The sequence below is a fragment of the Pseudomonas sp. NPDC090203 genome, from assembly GCF_044746765.1.
GTDB classification, from domain to species: domain Bacteria; phylum Pseudomonadota; class Gammaproteobacteria; order Pseudomonadales; family Pseudomonadaceae; genus Aquipseudomonas; species Aquipseudomonas putida_AD.
On sequence record NZ_JBIVCV010000015.1, the window covers coordinates 121,985 to 136,631 of the forward strand.

General features: G+C 63.5%; 7 protein-coding genes. 3 read left to right on the forward strand and 4 right to left on the reverse strand.

Going from position 1 to position 14,647, the window contains the following annotated elements:
• Window positions 1-2 precede the first annotated feature (2 nt).
• Entirely contained in the window at window positions 3-2,273 is a 2,271-nt protein-coding gene (gene rlmKL, locus ACIPO9_RS23495) for a bifunctional 23S rRNA (guanine(2069)-N(7))-methyltransferase RlmK/23S rRNA (guanine(2445)-N(2))-methyltransferase RlmL (RefSeq protein ID WP_274133390.1), read from the forward strand.
• A 304-nt stretch (window positions 2,274-2,577) separates the two neighbouring features.
• Window positions 2,578-4,587: a diguanylate cyclase gene (locus ACIPO9_RS23500; RefSeq protein ID WP_400783818.1), complete on the forward strand. Its 2,010-nt coding sequence runs from the start codon at window positions 2,578-2,580 to the stop codon at window positions 4,585-4,587.
• 630 nt (window positions 4,588-5,217) lie between these two features.
• On the opposite strand, the gene ACIPO9_RS23505 is transcribed toward ACIPO9_RS23500, so the two are convergent.
• From ACIPO9_RS23505 to ACIPO9_RS23520, 4 genes are all read right to left on the reverse strand, one after another.
• Entirely contained in the window at window positions 5,218-7,449 is a 2,232-nt protein-coding gene (locus ACIPO9_RS23505) for a xanthine dehydrogenase family protein molybdopterin-binding subunit (protein WP_400783820.1), read from the reverse strand.
• 14 nt (window positions 7,450-7,463) lie between these two features.
• Window positions 7,464-8,447: an FAD binding domain-containing protein gene (locus tag ACIPO9_RS23510; RefSeq protein WP_400783822.1), complete on the reverse strand. Its 984-nt coding sequence runs from the start codon at window positions 8,445-8,447 to the stop codon at window positions 7,464-7,466.
• A complete protein-coding gene (locus tag ACIPO9_RS23515; protein WP_400783824.1) occupies window positions 8,447-9,109 on the reverse strand; it encodes a 2Fe-2S iron-sulfur cluster-binding protein in 663 nt (220 codons plus the stop codon). Before ACIPO9_RS23515 ends, ACIPO9_RS23510 begins: the two co-directional genes overlap by 1 nt.
• 373 nt (window positions 9,110-9,482) lie before the next feature.
• Complete coding sequence (locus tag ACIPO9_RS23520; RefSeq protein ID WP_274133385.1) at window positions 9,483-10,547, reverse strand: NAD(P)-dependent alcohol dehydrogenase; 1,065 nt, start codon at window positions 10,545-10,547, stop codon at window positions 9,483-9,485.
• 297 nt (window positions 10,548-10,844) lie between these two features.
• On the opposite strand from ACIPO9_RS23520, the gene ACIPO9_RS23525 reads away from it, so the two are divergent.
• Entirely contained in the window at window positions 10,845-13,730 is a 2,886-nt protein-coding gene (locus ACIPO9_RS23525; protein ID WP_400611111.1) for an EAL domain-containing protein, read from the forward strand.
• The last annotated feature ends 917 nt before the right edge of the window (window positions 13,731-14,647 follow it).

Here is a 14,647-nt window from a genome sequence, read left to right on the forward strand (position 1 = left end):
TCATGTCGGACCGTTTCGAACTTTTTCTCACCTGCCCCAAAGGCCTCGAAGGTCTGCTCGCCGAGGAGGCCACTGCACTTGGCCTGCTCGAAACCCGCGAACACACCTCGACCATCCGTGGCAGTGCCGACATGGAAACCGCCTATCGGCTGTGCCTGTGGTCGCGTCTGGCCAACCGCGTGCTGTTGGTGCTCAAGCGTTTCCCGATGAAGAACGCCGAAGACCTCTACCACGGCGTCAATGACATCGAGTGGGCCGACCACCTGGAACCCGATGGCACCCTGGCCGTTGAATTCAGCGGCCACGGCTCGGGGATCGACAACACCCATTTCGGCGCCTTGAAGGTCAAGGACGCCATCGTCGACAAGCTGCGCACGCCTGAGGGCGACCGGCCTTCGATCGACAAGCTGAACCCGGATCTGCGCGTGCACCTGCGCCTGGACCGTGGCGAGGCGATCCTGTCGCTGGACCTGTCCGGCCACAGCCTGCACCAGCGCGGCTACCGTCTGCAGCAAGGTGCGGCACCGCTGAAGGAAAACCTCGCCGCCGCGGTGTTGATCCGTGCCGGCTGGCCGCGCATTGCCGCCGAGGGTGGCGCGCTGGCGGACCCGATGTGCGGTGTGGGTACGTTCCTCGTCGAAGCTGCGATGATTGCCGCCGATATTGCACCGAACCTCAAGCGCGAGCGTTGGGGCTTCTCGGCCTGGCTGGGCCACGTTCCGGCCCTGTGGCGCAAGTTGCATGACGAAGCGCTGGCCCGTGCCGAGGCCGGTCTTGCCAAACCGCCGCTGTGGATTCGCGGCTACGAAGCCGATCCCCGCCTGATCCAGCCGGGTCGCAATAACGTCGAGCGTGCGGGCCTGTCTGACTGGATCAAGATCTACCAGGGCGAGGTCGGCACCTTCGAGCCGCGCCCGGACCAGAACCAGAAGGGCCTGGTCATCTGCAACCCGCCCTACGGCGAGCGCCTGGGTGACGAAGCGAGCCTGTTGTACCTCTACCAGAACCTGGGCGAGCGCCTGCGTCAGGCCTGCCTGAACTGGGAAGCGGCGGTGTTCACCGGCGCGCCGGACCTGGGCAAGCGCATGGGCATTCGCAGCCACAAACAGTACGCCTTCTGGAACGGCGCCTTGCCGTGCAAGCTGCTGCTCATCAAGGTGTTGCCCGACCAGTTCGTCACCGGCGAGCGCCGCACCCCCGAGGAGCGTCAGGCCGAGCGCGAACAGGCGGCCTACGACCAGACCCCGGACGAGCCGCAGGAGCGCAAGTTCAACAAGAACGGCAACCCGATCAAGCCAGTGCCGGCTCCGGCGCCGGTCATCGAGCAGCCGCGCCTGAGCGAAGGCGGGCAGATGTTCGCCAATCGTCTGCAAAAGAACGTCAAGGCGCTGGGCAAGTGGGTCAAGCGCGAGGGCATCGACTGCTACCGCGTCTACGATGCCGACATGCCCGAGTACGCCATGGCCATCGACCTGTACCACGACTGGGTCCACGTCCAGGAATACGCCGCGCCCAAGTCCATCGACCCGCAGAAGGCGTCGATCCGCATGTTCGATGCGCTGGCGGCCATTCCCCAGGCGCTGAACATCGACAAGAGCCGCGTAGTGGTCAAGCGTCGCGAGCGTCAGAGCGGCACCAAACAGTACGAACGCCAGAGCGCCCAGGGCAAGTTCCAGGAAGTGCAGGAAGGCGGCATCAAGTTGCTGGTCAACCTGACCGACTACCTGGATACAGGCCTGTTCCTGGACCATCGCCCGATGCGCATGCGCATCCAGCGCGAGGCGGCGGGCAAGCGTTTCCTCAACCTGTTCAGCTATACGGCCACCGCCAGCGTGCACGCGGCCAAGGGCGGCGCGCGCAGCACCACCAGCGTCGACCTGTCGAAAACCTATCTGGACTGGGCGCGGCGCAACCTGTCGCTCAACGGTTTCTCCGACAAGAACCGCCTGGAGCAGGGCGACGTCATGGCCTGGCTGGAAGCCAGCCGCGACGAGTACGACCTGATCTTCATCGACCCGCCGACCTTCTCCAACTCCAAGCGCATGGAAGGGGTGTTCGACGTGCAGCGCGATCAGGTGCAACTGATCGACCTGGCCATGGCGCGCCTGGCCAGTGGCGGCGTGCTGTATTTCTCCAACAACTTCCGCAAGTTCCAGCTGGAAGAAAACCTTGCCGAGCGCTATTCGGTCGAGGAAATCACTCAGCAGACCATCGACCCGGATTTCGCCCGCAACGGGAAAATCCACCGCGCCTGGAAAATCACCGCCCGGTGATGCCCATCGATGCGCTGACCGGCCCGGTCAGCGCATCGCAGCTTCCAGACAGAGCGACACACAGCACTAGGCTCCGTACGAAATGTCTTGAGACGAAGGTAAGGCAAGGCGAAAACAGCCGAGGAACGGCCGGGGTCGCGCCCGACTTTACTGGTTGTAAGTGAGCATTCTGAGGCTGTTTTCAACGCAGCATGACCGAGTATCAGGACTTTTCGTACAGAGCCTAGGCAAATTAGTGGCAAATAGCTATAAGTGAACTCTGGCCGCGCGTTGCGGCAGCTCTGTGGCGTCATGAGTTCTGCGTATGTCGTCAAACCAGGCAAGCGCCAAGATCCTAGGTCTGATCAAAGTGGACACCTCGTCCTGGGTGGTGGCTTCGCTTGTGTTTGCAGCCGGCGTGCTGCTCACCGCGATGCTGGCACTGGCCAATGTCCAGGTCTATCAGCACCAGTTGCGCCAACGCTTTGAATGGCTTGCCAGCGAACGGGTCAGCCGCGTGCAGGACCGGCTCGAAGGCCAGATTCGCCGTCTGGATGGTCTGCGACGGTTTTTCGTCTATTCCGATGATGTCTCCGAAGAAGAATTCAACGGTTTCGCCCACCCCTTGCTGATCCTCACTCAGGCCTATTCCTGGGCGCCCAGAGTGATCGATGCTGACCGCCCGCAATTCGAAAGCACTGCGCAGCAATCGGGGCTGCGGGATTTTTCCATCCGCGACCTCGACGACCAGCAGCGCCTGAAGACCGCCCAGCCGCGTCCGGTGTATTTCCCCGTGCGCTACACCCAAAGCCGTAGCACGGTGGCACTGCCATTGGGGTTTGACGTGAACTCCGAAAGCCGGCGCCAGGCCACCCTTGAGCAAGCCATCCGCGCGAACGGCATGGCGGCATCGCCGCGCATGGAGCTGGTCGGGCTGGAAGAGGAAAACCGCAAGGGCGTGCTGTTGGTGGCGCCGGTGATGAGCCGTCCGCACATCGGCGTACCGGGGGCGGGAACCCTGCAAGGGTTTCTGATGGCGGTGATCAGCCTGCGCAAGATGTTGACCGAGGGCCTGCCGACCACCGATCAGGACAATCTGGCCCTGACTCTGGAGGACATTACTGCAGGGCAACCGCCGGACCTCTTGTACGAATCCACCGCCCAGGCCGTGGGCGATGAGCTGCATGTCAGTCAGATGCTGACCTTCGCCGGGCGCGATTATCGGCTGATGATTCGTCCGACCGCGCTGTTCATCGGCACCAACCCCTCATCGAACGACAGCGTGGTGGTGCTCGGCGCGCTGTTGAGCTTCATGCTCAGTGCCTTGCTTTACGCGCTGATCAGCCAGCGTCAGCGTGCCCTGCGCCTGGTGGAGCAGCGCACGCTGATGCTGCGCCAGCGCGAACAGCAACTGCGCAATGCCCACGGCCAGTTGCGCAACGTGCTGGACGCCGCGACCCAGGTGGCGATCATCGCCACGGACCTGGAAGGGGTCATCACCACGTTCAACATTGGCGCCGAGAAGATGCTCGGTTACAGCAGCGCCCATGTGTGCGGGCAGTTGACCCTGCGCCAGTTGCACCTGCCCAGCGAACTGGCCGAGCACGTGTGCGAGTTGAGCCTGCGCTACGGGCGCTCGATCAAGGCCTGCGAGGCGATGCTGGTGGAGGCGGTGGAAGAGCACGGTCATCAGGCTCACGACTGGACCTTCGTGCGGCAGGACGGCAGCAAGCTGCGGGTCAACATGCAGGTCAGTCCGGTGCTGGACGAGCACGATCAGTGGATTGGTTATCTGGCGGTGTGCCTGGACATCACCGAGCGCAAGCGCGTGGAGGAAGAGTTGCGCACCATGTCGGTGACCGATGCGCTGACCGGGGTCTACAACCGCCGTTATTTCCAGGAGCGGCTGCAGGCCGAGCTGCTGCGGGTCGAACGGCATGGTGGGGTGTTCGCGGTGGTGATGCTGGATGTCGATCACTTCAAGCGCATCAACGATCAGTTGGGGCATGCGGTGGGCGACCACGTTCTGCAGGCGATCTGCAAGCGGCTGTGTCACCGGTTGCGGCGCAGTGATGTGTTCTGTCGGTTGGGCGGGGAGGAGTTCATGGTGCTGTGCCCGGATACCGATGGCGATCAGGCTTATGGGCTGGCTTCGGAGCTGTGGGCGGCGTTGCGGGCGGAGCCGGTGGACGGGGTGGGCAGGGTGACGGCCAGTTTCGGGATTGCCAGTTGGCGCAAGGGTGAGGGTGGGGATTCGTTGCTGCTGCGGGCGGATTCGGGGGTATATGCGGCGAAGATGGCGGGGCGTGATAGGATCGAGCCGGAGTTGCTTTGATCGCTGGTGATGATCGTTCCCACGCTCTGCGTGGTAACGGGTTTCTTGACGCTCCGCGTCGCTGGGTGACGTTTGGATCCGGTGTGTATCCGTTGTTTGTGGTGGTGCTGAGGGCGCCTTCCGCCCTTACGGCGGGTCACTTTTGGCATTCGCCCCAAAAGTAACCAAAAGGTCTTCGCGACAGGCTGGGGTCCTTCGGACTTCCCTCGACTCCGGCGCCGTTCCGGGGGCACGCCATGATGGGCCATCCATGGCCCGCACGGCTTTCGCGGCATCCCTGCCGCTCATCCCCCTCCACGACACCTGCGCTCGGCCTGGCGCCTTGACGTCGCGTTCTGCGGCGCCTGTGCCATCGCGCACGAAGATCAAGATCAAAATCTTTGGTTGTACACCGTCCCGTAGCAGCACGGCTTGCCGGCGGGAGCGATCTTGCGGACGCCATCGCGAGCAAGCTCACTCCTACAGGGTTGAGGTGACAAACCCGTAGCAGTCCGGCTTGCCGGCGTCGGCGATCTTGAGGACGCGGTCGCGGGCAAGCGCGCTCCTACGGGGTTGAGGTGCCCACACCCGTAGCAGTCCGGCTTGCCGGCGTCGGCGATCTGGCGGCCGCCCCCGCCGGCAAGACCGGTTTCACGCACTCATGGTCGGCGGCAATTCCATCAATTTGTCCAGGGTGATGGGTAGGTCACGGATTCGTTTGCCGGTGGCGTGGGCCACGGCGTTGGCGACGGCGGCGGCAAGGCCGGTGATGCCGATTTCGCCGATGCCCCGGGCGCCGAATTCGTTGAGTTCGTAATCCGGGTAATCCAGCAGGATTACATCGATCTCCGGCTGGTCCGCATGCACGGGCACCACGTATTCGGCGTAGTTGTTGTTGACCGGCATACCGTCGCGTTCGTCATAGTCCGTGGCTTCGAACAGCGCCATGCCCACGCCCATGACAATCGCCCCCTCGACCTGGTTGAGCGAGGTCTTGTGGTTGATGACCTTGCCGACGTCGATCGCGCTGACCACCCGTGAAACCCGCAGCCGGGAGATGCCCGGATCCCAGCGTACCTCGACGAAGTGCACGCCAAAGGAGCGGAACGAATGCTTGCTGGTGTCGTTCATCCCGGTCTTGGCCTCGCCGAAGGCGCTGGACTGTTTCTGCGCCTTGAGCACGTCGGCGATGGCGAACGATTTCTCGCCGCTCTTCAACTGGCCTTGCTCGAAGCTGATCTGATCGACCTTGGTCCCGGCGAACACGCCCTTGGGTGCGGCGGAAAAGGCTTTCAATTGCTCCACCGCCTGGCGCGTGGCCTCGGCGATGGCCGGCAACACGCTGGCGGTTGCCCATGAGCCGCCTGACACCGGAGCCGGCGGAAACGACGAATTGCCCAGCTCGACTTCGATCTTGTCCAGGGGGATGCCGGTGATGCTGCTGACCACCTGGGCGACGATGGTGTAGGTGCCGGTGCCGATGTCCTGCACGCCGCAGATGGCGTGGGCGGTGCCGTCGGCGCGCAACGAAACCTGGGCCTCGGCCGGGGTGCGATAGGCGTCCCAGTTGCAGGCGGCCATCCCGTAGCCGATGATTTCGTGGCCGTCTTTCATCGAACCCGGCTTTGGATCGCGCTTGCTCCAGCCGAAACGTTTGGCGGCCTGGTCGATGCATTCCTGCAGATGGTTGCTCGACCACGGCAGGTCCTGGCTTTCGTCGCGTTCGGAGACGTTGAGCTTGCGAAAGGCCAGCGGGTCCATGCCGAGCTTGTCGGCCATCTCATCCATCGCCGACTCCAGCGCGAACAGCCCCGGTGCCGCGCCCGGTGCGCGCATGGAAGTGGGCGTGCCGCGATTGACCTCGATGGTCTTGTGGGTCACCTGCACGTTGGCGCAACTGTAGAGGCTCTTGGTCGAGGTGCCGCAGTTTTCCTTGTACGGGTCAGTGAAGGAGGTGGTGTTGATCGACTCATGGCGCACCGAGACCAGCTTGCCCTTGTCGTCAGTCGCCAGGCGCAGGCGCTGTTGCGTCTCGGGCCGGTGCCCTGTGGTGGTAAACATCTGCGGACGCGGCACCACCAGTTGCACAGGGCGCTGGAGCACTCTGGCCGCGCCGCAGGCCGCCACCGAATGGGGCCAGATCCACAGCTTGCTGCCGAATCCCGAGCCGATGAAGGGCGCACGCACTTCGACCTTTTCCGGCACCAGGCCAAAGATCTTCGCCAGCGAATTGCGATGGGCGACCACCCCTTGGCTGGCCTCGTAGACGATCAGCCGGCCATCTTCCCAACTGGCGACGGTGGCGTGCATTTCCATCGGGTTGTGGGTTTCCACCGGGGTGGTGTAGGTCGCATCGATGCTGTGGGCCGCACTGTCGAACGCTGCGCCTGCATCGCCTCGCGTGTGGCCGGGGCTGCCGTCCTGAAGCTTGCCAGCTTTCATGCCCTGGTCCAGGTTGGCCACGGCTGAGGTCTTGCTGTAGCTGACCTTGATCTTGTAGGCCGCAGCGCGGGCGTGCTCGAAAGTGTCGGCCACCACCAGCGCGACGAACTGGCCGGCGTAGTAGACGGTTTCGTCTTCGAACGGCAGGCGGCTTTCATCGGACTTTGCCGCTTTCAGAATCTGCGCGAAGGACATCGGCAACGCCGAGTTGTGGTACAGCTCGGGGAAGTTGCCGTGGTGGAAAACCTCCAGCACGCCCGGGGATTTGCGCGCAGCGTCCAGTTCAAGGCCGGTGATCTTGCCGCTGGCGATAGTGCTGAACACGCCGTAGCCGTAGGCCATGTTCTTGAGGTGATGGTCGGAGGCGTACATCGCGCTGCCCGTGACCTTGCGTCGGCCGTCGATGCGGCGTGGCGCCGAACCTATGATGGGATCAGTCATGTGAAATGCTCCTGTCAGGCGCTCAGGGTGCTGAGGTTGCGCACGATCGCCTGTTGCCCCAGGGCAATCTTGTAGGCGTTGTGGCGGTAGGGTCTGGCACCTTGCAGCGCAAGCGCCGCGGCCTTTTCGATGTTCTGCGGCGTGAGCTTCGCGCCCTTGAGCGAGCGCTCGGCTTCCACTGCTCGCCACGGTTTGGTGCCCACGCCGCCCATGGCGATACGGGCCTCGCGCACGGTGTCACCGTCCATCTGCACGATCACGGCGCTGGACGCCAGGGCGAACTGGTACGAGGCGCGATCGCGAAGCTTCAGGTAGCCCGATTTGCTGCCGGCCAGCGGCGCGTCCAGCACGATGTGGGTAATCAGCTCGTCATCGAGCAGGGCGTGCTCTTTCCACGGCGTGGTACCGGGCAGCAGGTGGAAGTCGAGAAAGTCGATGCTGCGTGAGCCTTTCGCACCCTGCACCTGAACCTTCGCCCCAATTGCCGCCATGGCCACGCACATGTCCGAGGGGTGGGTGGCGATGCACTGTTCGCTGGTACCCAGCACTGCATGCACGCTGCGGTTATGGCCGTCGATGGCGGCGCAACCTGAGCCGGGCTCACGCTTGTTGCAGGCCGAATGGCCGTCACGAAAATAGTTGCAACGCACCCGTTGCATCACGTTGCCGCCGGTGGTGGCCTTGTTGCGCAACTGGGTGGTGGCCCCGGACAGCAACGCCTGGGACAGCACCGGGTAATGCTCGACGATGTAGTCGTGCTGGGCGAGGGCGGTGTTGGTCACCAGCGCGCCAACTCGCACGCTGTCGTCTTTCTGCACTTCGATCTGCTTGAGGGACAGGTGATTGACGTCGATCACCTGGTCGGCGGGCATCACGTCAAGCTTGACCAGGTCCAGCAGGGTGGTGCCGCCTGCAAGGAAAAACGCTGACGGGCTCTTCGAATGGCTGGCAACCGCCTGCTCGACGCTGCTTGCACGGACATAATCAAGGGCTCTCATCAGCTCACCTCCTGCAACTTGATCCGCGCGCTCTGTATCGCCGCCAGGATGTTCTTGTAGGCGCCGCAGCGGCAGATGTTGCCGCTCATGGCTTCGCGCACGCTGTGGTCATCCTTGCCGATGTGCGGGTCTTGCAGCATGGCGACGGCGCTCATTATCTGGCCGCTGGTGCAGTAGCCGCACTGGTAGGCGTCGTGTTCCCAGAAGGCTTCCTGCACCGGGTGCAGCTTGCCGTCCTTGGCCAGACCTTCGATGGTGGTGATTTCGTCGCCTTCGTGCATCGCCGCGAGCGACAGGCACGAGTTGATCGCCGTGCCGTTGACGTGCACGGTGCAGGCGCCGCATTGCCCGTGGTCGCAGCCTTTTTTGGTGCCGGTCAGTTGCAGGCGGTCGCGCAGCACGTCGAGCAGGGCGGCATTGGCGGGCAGGTTGAGGGCGTGGGTCTGGCCATTGACCTTGAGCGTCATGCGTCGCTCGTCTGGCGCGGGCGGGTCGGTGTCGTCGGCCACGGCCGCCTGGGCTTCCAGCGCCTGAGTCCAGATCGGTGCGGTGGCAGCGGCCAGGCTGGTCACGCCGATGGATTTCAGGAAGTTGCGCCGCGAAGGAGCGGTGAACGGCTTGAGGTCGGATTCGTTCGGGTTCGTTTCAGGCTGATCGGTCATGGACAGGTTCCTCGTCAGCATGGAGTCAAACCTGGCACCCGACGGTGGGCGAGTGGGCAGGCGTCTACGGCAGGGGTTGCGTGAAGCGATCAACGATAAACAATCATTGGCCTGCGCATTGATTCGAATATCTGTATGTACTCATGAGCGTTTTTCTCTAATCCACGGCGCGCCTGTGAATGGCGTCTTGGAGTGGGAGGCATGAGCGCAGGGGTAAAGGTTGTGACCCGTGGGGGCGGGGATGGTTGCGGGAAAGTTCCGACCAGTTATCGTGCGAACACGACCCGTAGCAGCACGGCTTGCCGGCGGGATCGATCTTGAGGACGTCCCCGCCGGCAAGCCGTGCTGCTACGGGCCGGATGAAGTTTCTGCGTCAGGCGGCCGACGCTTCTTCCTTGAGGGTCGCCATGTCGATCACGAAGCGGTACTTCACATCGCCCTTGACCATGCGCTCGTAGGCTTCGTTGATGTCTTTCATGTGGATCATTTCGATGTCCGACACAATCCCGTGTTTGGCACAGAAATCCAGCATCTCCTGGGTCTCTTTCACGCCGCCGATCAAGGATCCGGCCAGGCTGCGGCGCTTGAAGATCAGGTTGAACACCGAGGGCGACGGGTGCGGATGGTCCGGCGCGCCGACCAGGGTCATGGTGCCGTCGCGCTTGAGCAGGTTCAGGAACGCATCCAGGTCATGGGGGGCGGCCACGGTGTTGAGGATGAAATCCAGCTTGTTGGTCTGGGTCGCCATCTCCTGCGGATCCTTGGACACCACCACCTCATCGGCGCCCAGGCGCAAGCCGTCTTCGCGCTTGTTGGGCGAGGTGGTGAACAGCACCACGTGGGCGCCCATGGCGTGGGCGATCTTCACCGCCATGTGCCCCAGCCCGCCCAGACCCACCACACCGACCTTCTTGCCTGGGCCGACCTTCCAGTGGTGCAGGGGCGAGTAGGTGGTGATGCCGGCGCACAGCAGCGGAGCGACGGCGGCCAGGTTGTCGCTGTGGGAAATCTTCAGGACGAACTTTTCCTTGACCACGATCTTGTCCGAATAGCCACCGAAGGTGTTCTCGCCACCGAACACTGGCCCGTTGTAGGTGCCGGTAAAGCCGCTCTCGCAATACTGCTCATCGCCTTCGGCGCAGGACGCGCAGTGCTGGCAACTGTCGACCATGCAGCCGACGCCCGCCAGATCGCCGACCTTGAAGTTCTTCACGTTGGCGCCGACGGCCGTGACCTTGCCGACGATTTCATGCCCCGGTACCGACGGGTACAGCGTGTTGTTCCACTCGTTGCGGGCGGTGTGCAGGTCCGAGTGGCAGACGCCGCAGAACAGAATGTCGATCTGCACGTCGTCGGCGCCCGGGTCACGACGTTCGATCTGGAAAGGCGCCAGGCGGTCGGTGGGTTTTTGCGCGGCATAGCTGTAAGTCTTGATCATGTTCGATCATCTCCAGTTGGGCAAAAGGGCTTCGGATATCCGCATCCGCACAGAGGCGCGGTGCGTAAACAGGTCAACAAGGGACAGGGGTCGCAAGTGGCAGTTCAGCTGACAAGCGTGCGTGAAAATTCTTTCATTTCAGTGGTCGTCTGCCGATAACGAAGTAGGGCATTCCATGAAATGTCGTGAAATGCGGATTTTTCGTCGTTTACAGGCAGCAATTACCGATATGGCGCTTGCATCCCTCTGTCAGACCCCATGAAGATAGACCAGTCCCACGCTGGCAATGGAGCGCCTGTGAATTTTCATGTATCGAACCCGCCGCAGCGCTCGCCATCCTCCAATGAACAGGTGGCGCAACAGCCTGGCGATGGGGCCCAACGTCTTGTCTCGCTGAGTGACGAGCAGCCACTCGACGCGTTGCTGCGTGCCGCGCAGGAGGCCGCTCCCGACCTCAGTTGGGCGGCCTATCGCGCCAACCAGCACATGCATTTGCTGGCCCAGGGCGCACAGACCACCGAATGGCCCAGGCTCATCCCCCGTGAAGGCTTCGATGCCTTTTGTCGCGACCACGGCTTGCAGCGCTGGGCGACAGGGCAGGGTGAATCTGCGCTGGGATGGTTGCTGACGCCGGAGCGCGAATCGGGCAATCCGTTCCTGCATGCGCTGGCGAGCAAACTGGGGTTGCGTTTGCAGGCCGACGCGCTGGCCCGGGCCCAGGCGACCCAGCGGGTGCTGTATGAAATCACTTACCTGGCCAGCTCCACGCGGGATCGCTCGGCGTTCCTGCAGGGCGTGCATGAGCAACTGTCGACGCTGATCGACGCGGAAAACTTCTACCTCGCGCTCTACGAGAGCCACAGCGGCAAAATAACCTACCCCTATTACATCGACATTACTGACGTTGACGCCCTTGAGGCCGAGACTCAGGAGTTTCTCGATCCCGAACGCCTGTCCATGACCGGCTACGTGCTGACCACCGAGCAGCCGCTGTTCGTCAACGCTGCGGACATAGAGCGCGCCCAGGCTCAGGAGCGCTTCCATTGCGTGGGGCACCGCCCTGAGTTCTGGATGGGGGCGCCGCTCAAGAACGCGTCCGATGACGTGTTCGGCATGCTGGCGATGCAAGTCTATGACCTGTCGCGGGTCTACAGCGTCGAGGACCAGGAACTGTTTCTGGTGGTTGCACGCCACGTGGCCATGGCGCTGGACCGTATCCTGCACCGGGTGCACCTTGAGGAGACCGTGGTGCGCCGCACGCTGGAACTGTCCCGGCTCAACGACGCACTGCGCAGCGAAGTGGCCGACCGCGAACGGGCCGAGCATCTGCAGAGCGCGCTGTTCCAGATCACCGAGCTGTCCAGCCAGCCGGGGGACATGGCCGACCTGTTCGAACGCCTGCACGGCATTGTCGGCGAGTTGCTGTTCGCGCTGAACTTCTACATCGCCCTGTTCGACGATGACACAGGGGAGGTGACCTTCCCCTATTACGTGGACGAGCGTCTGGTGCGCCGGCCTGACCCGCGGCGGGGCGAGCGGGGCTTTACCGAATACGTGATTCGTCAACGCCGGCCCTGCCTGATCGACAGCGCCGAGGCGCGGCGGCTGGAGACCACCGGTGAAATCACCATCCAGAATGAAATCAACCGGTCCTGTTCCTGGCTGGGTATTCCGTTGTTCGACGGCGACGTCGTGCGCGGCGTGCTGGCGGTGCAGAGTTACTCGCCACATGTCAGCTATTCGCTGCGCGATCAGGACCTGTTGACCTTCGTTTCCCGGCATATCGACACCGCACTGTCCCGCCGCAGCGCGGCCGAAGCCATCCAGACCGCCAACCTGCGACTGGAAGCCCGGGTGCAGGACCGCACCCGCGAGCTGGATTACGCCAACGCCAAGTTGCAGCATGAAAACGCCCACGACTCGCTCACCGGCCTGCCTAACCGCAGCCATCTGCAGCAGAGCCTGCACGGTGCCTGGGGCGAATTCTGCGATCACGGCCAGGAGCTGGCGGTGATGTTCATCGATCTGGACCGCTTCAAGATGGTCAACGACAGCCTGGGCCACCATTCGGGCGATCAGCTGTTGATCCAGGCGGCCGACCGTCTGCGCAGTTGCATGCGCGATTGCGACCTGCTGGCGCGTCTGGGCGGGGACGAGTTTGCGGTGCTGGCTTATCCTGCGCCGCCGGACGTCGCCATTGCCATCGCCGAGCGCATCCTGCTGGCCTTTGACGTGCCGTTCTACATCGACGGGCATGCGGTGTTTTCTTCGTGCAGCATCGGTGTCGTGGCGGCTGACCTGCAATTCCACAGCGAACCGGCTGACTTGTTGCGCGATGCCGACACCGCGATGTACCGGGTCAAGAATGCCGGGCGCGACAGTTACGCGGTGTTCAACCAGGAGGTGCGCCGCGAGGTTTCCGACCAGATGGAGCAGGAGACGGCGCTGCGCAACGCGCTCAAACGTACCGATGAGCTGCTGCCGTACTTCCAGCCGATCATCGACGTGGAGAGCGGCCAGATCCTGGCGCTGGAGGCGCTGATTCGCTGGCGCCAGGCCGATGGCCGGGTGATCGCACCGGGTCAGTTCCTGCCCGCGCTGGAGGGCCTGCGCCTGATTGGCCGGCTGGATTTCTACATGCTCCAGCAGGTGGTGGCCTTGCTCGCCCAGCCCGAGCACGCGCACTGGCCGACGGTGCATGTGAACTGTTCCAGCTACAGCATCAGCCGCCCCGAGTTCGCCAATGAGGTGCTCGGGCTGCTCAGCCAGCACGGCGTGGCGCCATCGCGAATCTGCCTGGAGCTGACAGAAGGCGCACTGGTGGCCGAGCCTGAACTGGCACGCCAGACCATGGAACGCCTGGCCACCAATGGCGTGTCGGTGGTGCTCGATGATTTCGGCGCCGGGTTCTCGTCGCTGAGCTACGTGCACCAGTACCGTTTCAGCGGCTTGAAGATCGACAAGTCCTTCACCCTGGAACTGACCACCAGCTCGCGCAGTCGCGCCATCGTCCGCGCCATCGTGCGCATGGCCGAATCCCTGGGCCTGACAGTGGTGGCCGAGGGCGTGGAAGATGCCGACACTTTGCAACTGCTGCGTGAAATGGGCGCAGGCCAGGCGCAGGGGTACTACTTCTCGATGCCGGTGCCTCAGGAGAAGCTGGATTTGAGCGGGCTGGTCTGAATCCTCCGTAGCAGTCCGGCTTGCCGGCGTCAGCGATCTCAAGGCCGCCCCCGCCGGCAAGCCGTGCTGCTACGGGATTGTGGGATGCCCTCCATCATTGAAGGATCATGATCCGCGGGAGCGGGCTTGCCCGCGAAAGCGGTGGCTCAGGCACCCCCGAGGCGTCAGGCCCGGCGTCTTCGCGGGCAAGCCCGCTCCCACAGGCTATTGGGGCGGACCTCACAATTGTGGACACCACCGGTCCCGTAGCAGCACGGCTTGCCGGCGGGGCGGCCTTGAGATCGCTGACGCCGGCGAGCCGGACTGCTACGGGATTGTGGGATGTCTTCCATCCTTGAAGGGGCATGATCCGTGGGAGCGGGCTTGCCCGCGAAAGCGGTGGCTCAGGCACCCCCGACGCGTCAGGCCCGGCGTCTTCGCGGGCAAGCCCGCTCCCACAGGCTATCGGGGCGGACCTCACAATTGCGGACACCACCGGTCCCGTAGCAGCACGGCTTGCCGGCGGGGCGGCCTTGAGATCGCTTACGCCGGCGAGCCGGACTGCTACGGGATTGTGGGATGTCTTCCATCCTTGAAGGGGCATGATCCGCGGGAGCGGGCTTGCCCGCGAAAGCAGTGATGAGGCACCCCCTAGGCGTCAGGCTCGGCGCCTTCGCGGGCAAGCCCGCTCCCACAGGCTATCGGTGCGGACCTCACACTTGCGGACACCACCGGTCCCGTAGCAGTCCGGCTTGCCGGCGGGGCGGCCTTGAGATCGCTGACGCCGGCGAGCCGGACTGCTACGGGATTGTGGGATGCCTTCCATCATTGATTGCTCAGGATCCGTGGGAGATTCTATGGTTGAGGGCAAAGTTTTTTAGCCCTCTTTCCTGCCTGGTATGCGTCCTTGTTCTGCATCAGGGAAAATGCGACGCGGG